Origin of the sequence: Candidatus Poriferisodalis sp. (genome assembly GCF_965219595.1) — a bacterium.
Classification (GTDB): domain Bacteria; phylum Actinomycetota; class Acidimicrobiia; order Acidimicrobiales; family Poriferisodalaceae; genus Poriferisodalis.
Genome location: NZ_OZ244781.1, coordinates 2,619,572 through 2,634,171, shown reverse-complemented (window position 1 = coordinate 2,634,171; position 14,600 = coordinate 2,619,572). Strand labels below are relative to the sequence as shown.

Here is a 14,600-nt window from a genome sequence, read left to right as displayed (position 1 = left end):
ATGTCCGCAGGCACGATGCGGCGGGGGGTGTTTCCCGGCTCGTTCAACCCGCCCACGACGGCCCATCTCGCCATCAGCGAAGCCGTGATCGAACAGCACCGCCTCGATGTGCTCGTGTGGACCGTCAGCCGGGTGGCGCTCGCCAAGGAAGACGTGCAACGCCCGCGCCTCGCCGACCGGATCGCCGTGCTCGAACAGGTCGCAGCGCCGATCGACTGGCTCGAGATCGACGTCACCGACGCGCAGCTGCTGTCGGACATCGCTGCCGGATTCGATGTGATCGTCATGGGCGCAGACAAGTGGCAGCAGATCCACGACCCGGTCTTCTACAGCAACGATCCAGCGCACCGGGATGCGTCCATCGCTGCGCTGCCGACCGTCGCCATCGCCGCCCGCCCCCCGCACGATTGCCCCACCGAACTCGTGCTCGACCTGCCCGACTGGGTGGGCACCGTGTCGAGCACCCAGGCCCGCACCACCGACCCGGCCCTGATGGCACCCGAAGCGGCTCGCTTCGACACAGACACCGGCGCCTGGACCGACCAAGCTCGCTACGAGGCCTGGTTGGCGCGCCAGCGGGAAGACTGAGAGGCACTATGGACGAGATTCTGGATGTCGACCTGTTGGCGTTCGAGCACGGCTCGGCGGCACAGCGCAAGGCGGTCACCGACGGCGTGATGTCGAGCCTCCGGACGGGCTTCGTCTACACGGCCCACGATCTCTCCGGCGGTCTGCTCGACGACGCGTACGACGTGCTGGGCCGGTTCTTCGCACTCGAACCCGACGCCAAACAGTGCTACGTCGACGCGGAGTCGTTCGGCGCGCGTGGCTACACCGGCCGCCTCACCGAAACCGCCGCCATCTCCGACCTGCCCGACTGGAAGGAGATGTTCAACTGGAGCGATCAGCCGCCCGCCGGGCACCCGCTCACCGTTCAGTACGGCCGCTGGTACCGGCCGTCGATCTTTCCCGATGACGACATCGACGGCGCCGGAGCGAGGCTCACCGAATTCCACCGGCGGCTCGTCGAGCTGCAGCGACGCTTCCTGCGTGTGATCGCGCAGGGCATCGGCGCCCACGAGACCTACTTCGACCGGATGACCACCTACGGCACGCACCTGAGCCGGGCCATTCACTACCCGCCGATGTCACATGCCCCGGGCGGCGGCAGCGAGGGCCACGTCTGGGCCGACGAGCACGCCGACATCAACCTCATCACCGCCCTGCCACGGGCGACCGACCGCGGGCTGCAGGTGCGCATCGACGGCGGATGGGTCGATGCCGCCCCGCCGGACGATCACGTCATCATCAACTCGGGGATCATGCTGGAGCACGTCACCAACGGCCTGATCGGCGCCGGCTGGCACCGCGTCAAGGCCGACCCAGGCCAGCACACCAGCCGGCTCAGCGTGGTGCAGTTCTGCCACCCACGCCCGTCCACGATCCTCGCCCCGGCTCCGTCCACGGTCACGCCTGAGCGGCCGTGCCGCTACGAGGCGGTCTCGGCCGAGGACCGGCTGGAAGAGGTGATCTGGGAGATCAACCTCATCCCCGACGCCCGCCGCATCGATTGACGCCGTCCGCTAGGGCTTGGCGGTGCATCGCTCAGGCCCTTGCGAAGTGCGGCCGCACTTCAATGTTAGGCTCAGAACGTGCGAAGTCGAAGTGCGGCCGCAGCTGACAGTCCTGAAACCGAACCACTGAGTTCGATTAGAACCGGAGACGCTTATCGGCTCGTTGAAGAGGTTGAGGATGATTCGGTCGACCTCCTCATTACCTCGCCGCCGTATTGGGGTATGCGGACTTACGGCCTGCCGCACGACGAGTCGGTTCTCGACGAGTGGCGGTCTGTCGGCTGCACCGACGAACGGACGCCTCCGTTCGACTGGTACTCAAGAGCGGGTGGTGTGCTGGGGCTTGAGCCGTACCCGCATTGGTATATCGATCACTTGGTCGAGTTCTTCTCGAAAGCCCGCCGCACCTTGCGGTCAACCTCAAGTCTTTGGGTCAACCTAGGCGACACCTATTTCGCGCGTTGGAGCAGCATCAGAGATAGCGGCCGACAGGGGCTCAATGGTGGGCGTACACGGCGAAGAACTCCGTCGGGTGGCTACTTGCACGACAAGCAGCTTCTGCTTGTGCCCGCAAGATTCGCTATCGCAATGCAGGATCAGGGGTGGATCCTGCGCAACGATCTGATCTGGGCGAAGCCGAACCCAATGCCTCGCCCGGAACGTGATCGGTTGAGGATGTCGCACGAGCACTGGTTCCACTTCGTACAGCGACAACCCGGCGGGCGTCGGCCGAGCTACTACTACGACCTCGACGCCGCCGAGCCGGGCGCGTTGGATGTCGTAGTGCACGATCCGCCTGCGACGGCCAACGGCCACTCAGCGACGTTCCCGATTGACTTCGTGAAGCGCAGAATCCTCACCTCCACACCACCCAGAGGTCTCGTTCTCGATCCCTTCAGCGGCTCCGGCACTGCCCTAGTTGCTGCTGCTGAACTTGGCCGCAGAGCGTTGGGATTCGAAGCTTCAGCCAAGTACACAAGATCGGCTCGGTCTAGGCTCAAAAAGGTGCTGGAGAAGGCCGATGAGTGACGGCACGGGCCCAGATGCCGCACTGCCGGCTGACACCACCCGAGTGATCGGCGTCCTTGATGGTGCGCAGCGTCAGGGCGCTGGCCCCGATGTTCAGCTGGTCAGGTTGCTGTCCGCGCTCGACGACACAGAAGCCAGCGTGACGCGCTCTCTCCGCGCCCTCTTAGCCGATGCAGATTCGCATTAGTACCGATCCGATTGGGCCGCTCAGGGTCCTTGACGGATTGTCAGACGTGCCGCTGTCGGTCATCGAGGGCCGCAACGGCATTGGGAAGTCGCTGGCGGTGCGGGTACTGGAGATCTGTTGTGGCGAGATGCCTTATCGTCTGAGGTCTCCTGCTTGGGAGAGCCTCCGTACTGGACTAGGCAGCTTCGAGGTCCGCGCAGAGAACCTCCACGGTGCAAATCTGGTTCTCTGGAGAGCGGACAGCCGCGAGTGGCCTGGAGAACCCAGCGGCGCACCAGACGAGGCTTGGTTCGAGACGCTTGAGGTCGACGGCGCTCCAACGACAATGAGCGAACTCCGGAACCTCATGCGAGTCCACCGGATTGCCGGCGACGAGGGCATCGTTGAGACGCTTGCCAATCGGGCCGATGCGGAAGCCGAGGCGGTTCACCGGTGGGCTGCCCGATACACCGGGGGGGAGGGCACCCCGCTAGCTGTGCTTGAGCACAAAGCTGACGATCTCCGACTCATGTTCGGTGGATGGACGGACGCCGCCATTCCTTTCCTTAGACAGTCGTTGGTCAATGCCGAAGAAGAACTAAAGCGCGCGGCCGCTGACGCAAAGCGGGCCCATTCGCAGCACAAGCTCGTCAGCGACGCCGCGGATCTTCAACGGCGGCTTGACCGCTATTCGGAGGAAGCGCCGCAGCTCCAGGCAGAACTGACGGAAGTCGATGGGGGCATCTCCGATCGTCAGGCAAGGCGCGAGTCCATCGACACCGAGCTCCGCGAGATTGTGCAGAGTTCAGCCTTGGCCGGCCCGGTTCAGAAGGAACTCAGAAATGCGCGACGGACTACATCCAACAACCGGCGCAAGCTGGCTGATTCCGTCAGAAGCGCCTCCACGCTCGCAACTCAACTCGGCATCGTTAACGAGCGCTCGGGTGCGGAAGCGGAAGCGGCTCTAGTAGATGAAACCATCGAGGCGCTTGAACTTGAGCAGCGTTCCCTCGATGCTGCACCGGTCATGCGCGAACTTCTGGACGAGATCACGGATCGCCTAGCGCGAAGCGAGGAGACCGGCCTCGCCGCCGAAGTTGCATTCGAGGAGCCCGAGACCAATCTAAGCCTGACCGTGGCCCAAACTCGTAGCGGCATGTTCAACCGCAGGAGGGCGCTCGAAGGGCACCCACCACCGCCCGAAGCCGAAGCTGTGCAGGAACAACTGGCCGCTCAGAATCGGCGGCAGGCACAGGTGGCGGCGCTACTGGCCCACATCAACAACATCGAGAGATACAACCGGCTCGTTCAGACCAACGAAGAACGCGTGCAAAGGGCGATCGCAGCCTTGCCCGCCGCCGGCTCAGACGGGATTCGATTACTGGAAGAGGAGAAGGCTCAGCTCGACGACGAGATCGTCCAGCTGGCAGGTCGAAGAGCGAGCCTCGTCGAACGCTTGGGCGGATCGTCAGTGTCTGATCCTGCCGATCTCCGTCAGCGTCTCGAGCAGAGCCTTGAGAGCGCAGGTGTGCCACAGGAACTTCTCGATGAGGCGCTCGTGGAGTACGGCGACACGCTCGAAGTGGCTCGAGAAGCGGAACGGATCGCACGTGAGTCACTAAGTGCGAGGCGCTCCGAACTGGTGCGAACGGAATCCGACGTCCAGCGGGCGTGGAACATGCTCGCCAACCGTGACGATCTTGGGTGGCTTCGCGATGCACTCGCTCTTGAGCCAGCGCAGCACACCTCAAACGAGGCGCAGGCTCGATACATCGAGAGCCTTCGCGAACGGCTCGACGACGTCCTCGATCGACTTGGAGCGGTGCGGGCTCAACTTGCAGCGGTGGAGCGCGCCTTGATCGGCGTCGGGCGGCACATTCGGAGTCAGAGCCCCGACGCTGAGATGTACGTCAAGGAACTGAAGTCTTGGTTAGGGCGACGCTTCAGCGATTGGTTCAACAACGAACGCGTCCGACGAGAGTTGTTACCACAGGCCGAGGGAGACATCGCCGTTGACCTCGAAGCGCGAGAAGTGCTCTGGACCGAGGGTGAGATCATACGTAGCCGGCCCCTCGAGGCGTTCTCGTCAGGCGAACAGGCCTTCGCCTACACCCGGGCCCGCTTGGGGCTCCTAGATGACGAGGACAACCCACCGCAGAATCGACTTGTGGTCTTGGACGAGTTCGGTGCCTTCATCGCACACGACCGGCTGCAGCAGCTGTTTGACGTCCTTGAGGATCGGATTCCACAACACCCCACTGACCAAGTCGTAGTGATTCTTCCACTCGCTCGTGACTATGAACAATTGGAGAAGACCGCGCTCAAGACAGAACAACGCGGCCTTCAAGAGATGGCCGAGCAGGTCGCTTCCAAGGGATACGGCGTGAGGGAACTCGTTCGTTGACGGACCTCAGCCCCTTGCTCGGCCACCCGGAGGATCTCACGCGGTTGGACGCGGCTGTCACGCTCCACGCGCTTACTTCGATCTGGACAGAAACGATGGGGGCAGAGCCCGCCGATCTCAAAGAGGACCTTGCTTTGGCCCGGCGCTGGTTCGATCCAGTTGCCCAAGGGCAGCGCTTGCGCCGCGAGCTGCTGGCGCTCGATGCGACGACCGTGGACGGGGTCCCTGGCCCTCCCTGGACTCTGGAGGTCGCTCCTTCGAGCTACCTGGTTACACCTGAGGGCCGGTGCCTTATCGACTACTTGTCCAGTCGGTACGCAGATCAACCGGGGCGACGTACGGCCTTGATCGTCGATGCATACGATCGATTGCTGGGTTCGCTCTACCGAGAGTGGTCTCGGCACCGCATTGAGTCGGTTGTAGGTCTGCTCGCAGGCACAGACAAGCCCCTACAAATCCCCGCCGCCGGTGTCGTGATTGCCCTGCTCGTAAATCGGTGCACCGACGAACGACGCGCATTGACCCGCTTCGCAGGCGGGCCGAACAAGGATCTTGTGGACCGAGCTTTCTTCGCACCGGTGCAGCGCTTCGCCGATGTCCTGTCTCCATCTGGCCGGCGCGACCGGGCCAATCAGACGCTCGTGAGTGGGTGGATGCTGTACGAGGCGCGACGGCGACTCGGCAGCGGACTGGAAGTACAGGACGCTCGCGGCGGGAACGATGGGAAGGTGTGGGTCCGCGCGGATGCCGTCCCCGACGTTGTTCGTCGCGTCGCTCAGGATCTCAGCAGGGGGCACCGAGCACACGCCACGCCCGATCTCTTCGTCGAAGCGTTCGATGGCCTCGTTGAGGAGCTACGGGTGCAGCTGCCGAGCCTTGCAGCCTTCGGTCTGATCCATGAGCGCCCCCGCGATACCGCGCGCCTTCGCGCTCGGCTACTAGAACACCTCACCGAGCTACAACTGTCAGACGATGAGCCGGGTAACGGCGCTTCTTGACCTTGCGCCGCAGCTCGCTCGGCATCACGAGCGCGGCCTTGCCGGAACGATCACCGTGGTACCGGTATTGGTGGACGACCTTGATGCGGCCCTTCCGAGCATCGAGGCCCTCGCGGCTGTTCTTGATGCTCCATTGTTCGTCGCAGGTGCACCTACGGGCCGGCGGAAGACCCCGCCGAGCGATGACGCCGCGCGGATCGCAACCGTCGAGCAAGCACTGGACGTCACGAGGTTCGGCGGCAGCCGAAGGGTCGCGCGAGTGGATTCTGAAGGCGCAAATTCTTGGGAGTTCGTAGATCCACCCGCCGGAGGAGAGCTCAGTCCAGGCGAACAGACGGTCATCGATGTCTGCTGCGCAGTTACGAGCCGCGAGCTGGATGAGGCCGAGTCACATGCTGCAATCGTGGCTTACAGGGTCAGTCAAGTAGACCTCGACTTCAGGTCTGCGATCTGGGAACTCTTCACCCTGTACTTGATGAACCTCCCGAGCCAAACGCTCAGGACCCTATTCGTCATTGTGGAGGGTGAGATCGATATCACGGCTCACTGTCAACCCAAGGCAGGACTTCGGCTCGCAGTCGAGGGCGAACATCTGCTCTCCAGGCACGGGCCAGACGAGCTACCTGCTGTGGCGGCGCGGATATCGAAGGAGAACCAGGCCGTGGTAGTTTTCCTCGCAGCCGGTTTCTCCGCATCATCCGGGTTCCCACTCGGCAACCGAATGCGAGACTCTGCCATTGCACGGCTGCTTGGCCTCCATGCTTCCCGCCACGGATCCTCCGAACTAGCCCGGAGGTTCTACGAGTGGGCCGGTGCAAAGGATGGGTGGTTGACGCCTCGTGAGATGTCCTTGGAGGCTGAGGATTTCATCCAACAGCTCACGCTCGAGCAGGTGATACGCGCTGAAGAACGCCACTTCAGCGGATCGCTCCCGACCCTCGACGACTTTAGAGCCCTCCACGACAAGCTCGTTTCCAACGCGGGGCCAGCGGTCAGGAGCCTATGCCGGTATCTCAACCAGCGTGTCGGGCGAGTCGTCTTGGTGACGGTCAACTTCGACACACTCATCGAATCGCATGCTGCGGTGCCTCTCGAAGTCTTTGCTGACGACGCAGAATTCGAGAGCGCGGCCGATTACATCACTCAGTATCTCGCTGGCCAAGTATCTGCGGTGCCCTACCTGAAGGTGCACGGCACGATCGACCGGCCGGAGAGCTGCGTTGTAAGCGCAGAGCAAACCGACACCGGCGTCGGCAATGGGAAACTCGAGGCGCTTCGTGCTCTGCTCCATGCCGGGAGCCAGCGGCTCTGGATCTATGTGGGTTCGAGCATGCGAGACCAAGACCTGCTGCGGGTCCTAGGGAGTGAAGACTTCGCACGCGGTCTAGACGAGAGATGGGTGGTGCCGTATCTGACCGAAGACATCCGGCGCTTCGGGGAAGCGAGGGATGCGTTCTGGGCGGATTCGGGGCACCGGACGTTGGACGATCGTCTCATCACCGAAACGGCAGACGCCTTCTTTGCGGCGGTCCAAGCATCTCTGTGATCGATTCTATGGGCACGGCTTTCAAGATCACTGTGAGGCATCATCAAGGTGATGCGGTGATGAGGAAGGTGAGTGTTTGATAGGACATCGATCTGGTGGTTGGTGCAGGCCACCAGGACTCACATTAGAAGGCTCTTCGCGTTTTTTTGGGATGACGGTGGGTTGAGGGTCCTTGGGTAGGGGTCGAGGCCCTGCTGGGATCGGTGTTCGTGAGACGCCGAACCCTGGAGGGCCTCGATGGCGAGAGATGTTATGTCGGTGCGGCTGTGGCTGCCGCAGGTGCGGGTGCTGGGAGTGCTTGCCGATCTGCCGGAGCGGCTGGTGGTGCGGGTCGCCTCGACGGTGGTGCGCCCGAAGTGCCCGCACTGTTCGGCGCCGAGCGGGCGGACCCATGACCGCCGCGACAACAAGGTGCGCGACCTGGAGGTGTCGGGCCGGCCGGTGACGCTGATCTGGGAGCGGCGGCGCATGGTCTGCGAGCCGTGCGGCCGTCGATTCTGTGAGGACCACCCGGCGTTCGAGGGCCGTCTCACGGCCCGGCTGGCACGCCGTGTGGTCCAGGACGCCCAGGCGATGACGGTCAACGCGGCGGCCCGCCGGCACCGGCTGGGCTGGGGCCTGGTGAACGCGCTGGTGGTCGCCTGGGCGGGGCTGGTCGGCGAGCATCGCCGTCGGCGCAGGTGCCGGCTGCTGCTGGTCGATGAGACCTCGATCCGCCGTCGGCACCGCTACGTGACGGTGCTGGTCAACGGCGACACCGGCGAGGTGCTCGCCATGGTGCCCCACCGCAGCCAGGCAGCCCTGACGGCGTTCCTGGCCGCCCAGGGCCACAAGTGGTGCCGCGGCGTCAAGGTCGTCGTGTCCGACGGCTCGAAGGCATACAAGGCAGCCATCGACGCCCGGCTGGGCCACGCCCGCCACGTGCTGGACCGGTTCCACGTCATCAGATGGTTCGCAGCCGGGCTGACCGCGGTGCGCCGAGACGTCCAGCGCCGCCCCGAAGGCGCCAAGCCCCGCTTCGACCCCGACGTGTTCCGGGCACGGTTCCTGCTCATGCGCAGACCCGACACCCTCGACGCCGCCGAGCGGGAACGCCTCGACGGCCTGTTCGCCGCCCACCCTCGGCTCAAAGCCGCCTGGGACGCGCTCGGCGAGCTGCACAACCTCTACCTCGCCAAAGACCGCAAAGGCGCCCTCGAAGCGCTCGACCGGTTCGCCGACATCTACGGCACCGGCCAGATCCCCGAGTTCAGCGGCATCGTCGACACGTTCCTGGCCTGGCACGAACAGATCCTCGGCTGGCACCGCGCCGGGCGGCCCAGCAACGGCCCCATCGAAGGCACCAACAACCTGCTCCAAGTCCTGCGCCGCAAAGCCCACGGCTTCACCAACCACGCCAACTTCGAAGCCCGCGGCATCCTCACCACATAGCCTGACCCCACCGAGCCCAGCAGCCCCATCCCAAAAAAACGCGAAGGCTCCATTAGAATCCGCTGCCAGCCGGCTAGCGCCAAGCAAGTTAGGCCAGACGACCGATGCATAATATCGATAGTGTTCAAATCCGAAACTCATTTGAGCCAAGACAGAAGGCGGCATCGCGACTCGCCTACCGTTCCATACCTACAGGCCCAAGCGTCCACGTACAACCTCAAGAAAGCTACCTATAGGCTGCATATCAGCGAGCTTCTTCGTGAGCTTATAGGTCACCCCCTGATTCTGTGCCATCTCGACTAAGTGACCTGCCAATCCGTCGTTGACTTCGCGCTTGTCCCATAAGTTGAAGACAATTTCGTGCGGACAGATTCCTAGGCAGATGAGATAGTCATAAGCACGGTCCAGTCGGACATGATTGAACTGGAATGTCCCGTTTGCACCCAGTGAAGCTGTCTTCACTTCTACCTGGGATCCTTCGACATCCATGTCGATCTCATCCGTGCGGTTTCCATGAGTCACCCTAAGGCCCGCATGCCGAAGATAGGTACGAACGAACTCTTCGCCGATTTCTCCGCGGTTAGTATTGCCGAGGAGCCGGTAGCCAATAAGCGGAGAGCCTCGCCAGATATCCTCAGGGTCGTGATCCTGAATGATCTCGATGAGCAAATCAATCGGATTCACTCTGGCGCTTCCCAGATGCGACGGCCTTCGCCTGGCTTCCAAAAGACCAAGAAATAGCTGTGGTTCTTCCGTGCATGAACCTGTCGAATCGCGCGACTGATTCCGGGCTTGTTGTTCCTTACAGCTACAAACAGGTCTTCGGGGATGAAGCCGATCTCGTCGAGACTCTGAATAATTTCAATATGGGTGAAACGCTGACGATTTGAACATACTTCATCTTGGCATTTTACAATTAGAACTCCCCGTTGCCGCAGCACTCGATGAGCTTCTTGAGCTGCTTGACGGTACAGCTCCACTACCGCGTCGTGGTATTTCTTTCCAGTTCGGTTCTTGGCACTGTTGTTTCGGTAGTGCTCCTCGAAAGCACTATGCGCCATATGTGCGGTCCCGCCAGGCGAGTGCATGTACGGGGGATCCAATACAACGCAATCTATCTCGTTATCGGCATACGGCAAGTCTCGACAATCGGTACCAGTAAGTATGTCAGTGGGACGTAGTTCATATTTGTCAGGGGGAATGCGTCTCCAGAAAACTCCTTTACCATATGTCACATCCGCAATGATGCTTCCTGGCGCCAGGTAGAGATCGAGAATTCTGGGAAAAATTCGGTCGTTACCGTCGGTATGTGCAGTGTGAACAAGATCATTCGAAGGAAGACCATTGCGCACGACGCGACGTTCTACATCTAGGTTCGGATCTACTGGCATAGCTGCACCTCTTCGCTAATGAGTGGTACGGGCACTAGCTGACGAACAGCGACGATAGGCAATAGGCATACAGTCGAGTTTCGCCCTCATAGACTCTCGGGCAATCTGAGAGCGTCTCCCGGCGGAAGTCACCGGAGCTGTTGGCCTGGGAACGCCTCCATACAGCGCGCGATGGTTGATAACGGGGCTTCTTCAGGCTGATAGCGCTCACGGAATAGAATCTAGGCGCGTCGGTCCTCGACATGGTGGAAGCAATGCCACCTCTCTTCGCCGATGAGGTAGCGGAACAGGCCGCCTGCTGCGGAAAGCCTGTCGAGTGAGGACTTCCCTCTGCACGTGACGCTCAACGGGGACCCGAGTGGGCGGAGCGGAAATGCGCCGAGTGCCCAGTCCGCGAGCCGTGCGAGCGATGGACGAAGCAGACGGTTGCCAACGACCTGCCGGGAATATGGGGAGAGACATCGGAGAGTGCATGGGATCGAGCCGAGGGTGCTTCAGTCGTGCGGGACTCGGGCCAGGTACCGAAGAGGCAGCCGATGCGATGAGTGCATCGTGGCATTCCGGTCGAATCAGCGGGGAGCAGTACGCATCCCGCAAGATCGCTAAGGAGCCCTTCTAGAGCGCTTAGCTTCTCGACGCATGAGCGATGAGAGCGCCGAAGAGCAGACCGAGGACGCCACGGGCAAGAGCAAGGCTCGCCCTTGCTGCACCGCAGGCGAACGGCACTCATGGTGGGGGAACTGGCGGTATGTGTACGACGCCTTCGAGCATCAGCGAGCCTTCTCGGAGGACAACGAGGGGAAAGGCACCTACACAGTTCGCCGCCGAGACAAACCTGCCGCGTACTTTGCCAATGAGCCGAGACCGGACTATGACTACCTGTGCGACCGGGGGCATTGGACCACCAACCATCGCGAAGGCGCTGAGATCGTCTCGGAGCGAGAGGCGGCAAATCTCGTCCGGCGGCTCAATGCTGGGCTGCCGATCCATCGAGACCGTTGGCTCGGTATCGGGGCAGTCGTGCTCGTTGCTGCCGAAGTGACTCAAGCGGTGCGGGCGATCTGGCCGGACACGTCTGAGATAACAGTTGAAGTAATAAACACTTTGCCTTGATCGATGTTTCCGCAGGTCAGATGCACATTTCTGCCGGGCGGATAGGTCAACCTGATTCCCGACGCCCGCCGGGTCGACTGAACGCGGCCGAGCTGCTGTCAGCTCGGCGGGCTAGAGCTCGAGCAGAGCGTTCTCGATGACCTCGGTCAGCGCGGGGTGGATATAGAACTGCTCACGGGCCATCTGGTCGACCGTCTGGCCGAAGGACATCCCTTGGATGAGCTGCTGGATCAGGGTGGACGCCTGGGGGCCGATGATGTGGGCGCCGAGCAGCTCGCGGGTCTCGGCGTGCGCGATGAGCTTGGCGAAGCTGGCGGTGTCCTCCAGCGCCCAGCCGTACGCCGTGTGGCCGAAGGGCTTGTTGGCCACCGAGATCGGCAGACCCGCCGCCCGTGCATCGCGCTCGGTGAGGCCGACCGAGGCGACCTGCGGGTGCGAGAACACCGCATGGGGGACCAGATCCTCCCGGACGGTGCGCATGGGGCCGTCGGCTTGCCCCTCGGCCACCAGGAGGTTGTGCCTCAGCGCCCGCACCTGCGCGTTGGCGAGATGCTTGAGCTGAGTCTCGCTCGACAGGTCGCCGAAGGCCCACACGCCCGGCGCCGAGGTGCGGTAGAACTCATCGGTCAGCACACGGCCGTCGTCGTCATCCACTCCTGCAAGGTCGAGGGCGAGCTGATCACCGTTGGGAACCCGACCTGTGGCCACCAGCAGCACATCGGCGCTCACCGACTCGGCACGCCCGCCACGGTCGAATTCGACCGTGTAGGAGTTGCTATGGGCACTGGGCGAGCCGTCGGCGGCGTACACAAACTCCGCGGCTCCGCCGCGCACTGTGCTGCCGGTCGCGGCTCCGCCGCGCACGGAGGTCACCGTCGCGCCGAGGCGCAGGTCGAAGTGGCGCTGCGCCGCCGTAGTGAATGCCGCAGACACGTCGTCGTCCTCGGCCCGCAGCAACCGCTCACCCCGGTTGACCACCGTGACGTTGCTTCCCAGCGCCGAGAACACGTAGCCCAGCTCGCAGGCGATATACCCGCCGCCAAGCACGATCATCGACTCTGGCAGCGAATCCAGCCGCATCACGGTGTCAGAGGTGTGGAACGGCACCGTGCCCAGGCCGCGGTACGGCGGCACGAACGCACGAGCGCCGGCACCGAGCACCACATGGCGCCCCGACACCGATTCGGTGGTGCCGTCGCCCATGCGCACCGCTAGGCGCCGGTCGCTCACGAAACGGGCATCGCCCTCGAACACGGTGATGTTGGGGCATTCGGCACCGAAGCGGTAGTCGCGCCCCCCGCTGGCGATGGGGTCGATGCGGTCGAATACGCGATCCCGGATGGCAGGCCAGTCGGCGCTGTCAAAGCTGGCGGCGATGCCGTAGTCGCCGGCGGTCGCAATGGTGTCGGCGACGTCGGCCGCGTACACGAACATCTTCGAGGGAATGCAGCCCACGTTGAGGCAGGTGCCGCCGAACGTGCCGCGCTCGACGATCGCTATCGACCAGTCGTCGAACTCGGGACCCGGGATGGAATTGGCCGAGCCGGTGCCGACGATGACCAAGTCGAAATCTGCCATGTGAGCAGTCAATCAGCGCTTCTCTCCAAGAGCAGCGGCAGGCCTCACACCAGCGCTTGATAGACGAGCGCCTTGAGCTCTGGGCGGATCGGGTGGACGCTGGAGGGCAGCAGCTGCGTCAGGAAGACGAGCGTGATGTCTTCGACCGGATCCACCCAGAATGCTGTCGACGCAGCTCCGCCCCAGGCGAACTCGCCCTTGCTGGAGACGACCTTGGCCTTGGCAGGATCGAGCACGACCGAGAAGCCCAGGCCAAAACCGACACCGTCGAAGGCCGCCTCGGAGAACAACGCCCGGCCGCACTCGGTGAGATCGGTGCCGCCAGGCAGGTGATTGCTGGCCATGAACTCGAGGGTTCGCCGGCCGATGACGCGGGCGCCGTCGAGCTCGCCCCCGTTGCGCAGCATCTGGGTGAAGCGGTGGTAGTCCCCCATGGTCGACACCAGGCCACCGCCGCCGGAAAGGATCTTGGGCGGTCCCAGATAGGCCGACGTGCGCGGGTCATCCATCAGCGTGCGAGTCAGGCCCGCGTCGTCGGGCCGGTATGCCGGGGGCGTCGGCCCCGTGTTGCCCGCTGCCTCGCGTGCCGCCAGCGTGGCTGTCGTGTAGTTGGCCGCAAAGCGCTCGACGTCGGCGGGTGGCACCTGAAAGCCCGTGTCGGTCATGCCGAGCGGCCCGATCACGTGGTCGACGAGGTACTCGTCGAGCGACTGACCCGAGACGACCTCGACGACACGGCCCAGAACATCGGTGGAGTAGCTGTAGTTCCACTCGGTGCCCGGATCGAACAGCAGCGGGAGCGATGCGAGCGCTTCGCAGGTTTCCTCGAGGTTGCCGGGGGCACCCCAGTTGAAGCCGTTGGCCCGGTACAGCGCGTCGACCTCGTTGGCGAAGTGGAAGTCGTAGGTGAGGCCGGAGGTATGGGTCAGCAGGCTGTGGACGGTCACTTCGCTCGCCGGTTCTCGCGTCTGGTACTGCATCACGTTGCCGCCGGCGAAGACGCGTGCGTTCGCAAACTCCGGGATCCAACGCGAGACCGGATCCTTCAACTGGAAGCACCCTTGCTCGTACAGCTGCATCGCGGCGACCGACACGATGGGCTTGGTCATCGAGTAGATGCGATAGATGGTGTCTGCGGTGACCGGCAGCGACCGCTCGCAGTCTCGCTGGCCGTAGCGGTGGGTGTACGCGATCTGGCCGCCGCGCGTCAGCAGCACCGACACGCCCGGCAGGCGCCCGTCGTCGACATACCGATCCAGATGAGCGGCAATGCGCTCCAGCCGACCGGCGTCGAAGCCCACCTCGGCCGGACCGACGGTTGGCTCGATGTCTGAGGTGATCGATCCCATCACAACCTCCGGTGTTCGCTA

12 protein-coding genes and 1 pseudogene are annotated in these 14,600 nt (G+C 63.2%); 9 read left to right on the top strand and 4 right to left on the bottom strand.

From position 1 onward, the window contains the following. The 7 genes from ACOQPE_RS11700 to ACOQPE_RS11670 all read left to right on the top strand — a co-directional run bounded on the left by ACOQPE_RS11700 (nt 1) and on the right by ACOQPE_RS11670 (nt 9,148). Nucleotides 1-588: a hypothetical protein gene (locus ACOQPE_RS11700; protein ID WP_420609082.1), complete on the top strand. Its 588-nt coding sequence runs from the start codon at nt 1-3 to the stop codon at nt 586-588. Between the two features lie 8 nt (nt 589-596). Next, nucleotides 597-1,574, top strand: coding sequence for an isopenicillin N synthase family dioxygenase (locus ACOQPE_RS11695; RefSeq protein WP_420609081.1), 978 nt, complete (start codon nt 597-599; stop codon nt 1,572-1,574). Between the two features lie 78 nt (nt 1,575-1,652). Then, entirely contained in the window at nt 1,653-2,603 is a 951-nt protein-coding gene (locus ACOQPE_RS11690) for a DNA-methyltransferase (RefSeq protein WP_420609080.1), read from the top strand. A gap of 170 nt (nt 2,604-2,773) precedes the next feature. After that, nucleotides 2,774-5,173 (top strand): hypothetical protein, encoded by a 2,400-nt coding sequence (locus ACOQPE_RS11685; RefSeq protein WP_420609079.1) that lies wholly within the window; start codon nt 2,774-2,776, stop codon nt 5,171-5,173. A 44-nt stretch (nt 5,174-5,217) separates the two neighbouring features. Further along, nucleotides 5,218-6,171, top strand: coding sequence for a hypothetical protein (locus ACOQPE_RS11680; protein ID WP_420609078.1), 954 nt, complete (start codon nt 5,218-5,220; stop codon nt 6,169-6,171). Further along, a complete protein-coding gene (locus ACOQPE_RS11675; RefSeq protein WP_420609077.1) occupies nt 6,146-7,717 on the top strand; it encodes an SIR2 family protein in 1,572 nt (523 codons plus the stop codon). The genes ACOQPE_RS11680 and ACOQPE_RS11675 overlap by 26 nt, the downstream gene beginning before the upstream one ends. 237 nt (nt 7,718-7,954) lie before the next feature. After that, nucleotides 7,955-9,148, top strand: a complete 1,194-nt coding sequence (locus ACOQPE_RS11670; protein WP_420609076.1) for an ISL3 family transposase — start codon at nt 7,955-7,957, stop codon at nt 9,146-9,148. Between the two features lie 189 nt (nt 9,149-9,337). Here ACOQPE_RS11670 and ACOQPE_RS11665 read toward each other — a convergent pair whose 3' ends face one another. Both ACOQPE_RS11665 and ACOQPE_RS11660 read right to left on the bottom strand, forming a co-directional pair. Continuing rightward, complete coding sequence (locus ACOQPE_RS11665) at nt 9,338-9,832, bottom strand: hypothetical protein (RefSeq protein WP_420609075.1); 495 nt, start codon at nt 9,830-9,832, stop codon at nt 9,338-9,340. Further along, nucleotides 9,829-10,539 (bottom strand): DNA methyltransferase, encoded by a 711-nt coding sequence (locus ACOQPE_RS11660; protein ID WP_420609074.1) that lies wholly within the window; start codon nt 10,537-10,539, stop codon nt 9,829-9,831. The genes ACOQPE_RS11665 and ACOQPE_RS11660 overlap by 4 nt, the downstream gene beginning before the upstream one ends. A 368-nt stretch (nt 10,540-10,907) precedes the next feature. On the opposite strand from ACOQPE_RS11660, the pseudogene ACOQPE_RS11655 reads away from it, so the two are divergent. Continuing rightward, nucleotides 10,908-11,084, top strand: a pseudogene (locus ACOQPE_RS11655) (hypothetical protein); the annotation flags it as partial. A 94-nt stretch (nt 11,085-11,178) separates the two neighbouring features. Then, entirely contained in the window at nt 11,179-11,652 is a 474-nt protein-coding gene (locus ACOQPE_RS11650; protein WP_420609073.1) for a hypothetical protein, read from the top strand. A gap of 111 nt (nt 11,653-11,763) precedes the next feature. Here the strand turns inward: ACOQPE_RS11650 and ACOQPE_RS11645 are convergent, their stop codons facing one another. After that, nucleotides 11,764-13,230 (bottom strand): mycothione reductase, encoded by a 1,467-nt coding sequence (locus tag ACOQPE_RS11645; protein ID WP_420609072.1) that lies wholly within the window; start codon nt 13,228-13,230, stop codon nt 11,764-11,766. A gap of 44 nt (nt 13,231-13,274) precedes the next feature. After that, complete coding sequence (locus ACOQPE_RS11640; RefSeq protein WP_420609071.1) at nt 13,275-14,579, bottom strand: serine hydrolase domain-containing protein; 1,305 nt, start codon at nt 14,577-14,579, stop codon at nt 13,275-13,277. Nucleotides 14,580-14,600 lie beyond the last annotated feature (21 nt).

What these genes read in the sequence shown, in the direction of transcription:
- ACOQPE_RS11640 (WP_420609071.1), bottom strand. Translation starts at nt 14,579, where the DNA reads ATGGGATCGATCACCTCAGACATCGAGCCAACCGTCGGTCCGGCCGAG.
- ACOQPE_RS11670 (WP_420609076.1), top strand. Translation starts at nt 7,955, where the DNA reads ATGGCGAGAGATGTTATGTCGGTGCGGCTGTGGCTGCCGCAGGTGCGG.
- ACOQPE_RS11645 (WP_420609072.1), bottom strand. Translation starts at nt 13,230, where the DNA reads ATGGCAGATTTCGACTTGGTCATCGTCGGCACCGGCTCGGCCAATTCC.
- ACOQPE_RS11700 (WP_420609082.1), top strand. Translation starts at nt 1, where the DNA reads ATGTCCGCAGGCACGATGCGGCGGGGGGTGTTTCCCGGCTCGTTCAAC.
- ACOQPE_RS11650 (WP_420609073.1), top strand. Translation starts at nt 11,179, where the DNA reads ATGAGCGATGAGAGCGCCGAAGAGCAGACCGAGGACGCCACGGGCAAG.
- ACOQPE_RS11685 (WP_420609079.1), top strand. Translation starts at nt 2,774, where the DNA reads ATGCAGATTCGCATTAGTACCGATCCGATTGGGCCGCTCAGGGTCCTT.
- ACOQPE_RS11660 (WP_420609074.1), bottom strand. Translation starts at nt 10,539, where the DNA reads ATGCCAGTAGATCCGAACCTAGATGTAGAACGTCGCGTCGTGCGCAAT.
- ACOQPE_RS11695 (WP_420609081.1), top strand. Translation starts at nt 597, where the DNA reads ATGGACGAGATTCTGGATGTCGACCTGTTGGCGTTCGAGCACGGCTCG.
- ACOQPE_RS11675 (WP_420609077.1), top strand. Translation starts at nt 6,146, where the DNA reads ATGAGCCGGGTAACGGCGCTTCTTGACCTTGCGCCGCAGCTCGCTCGG.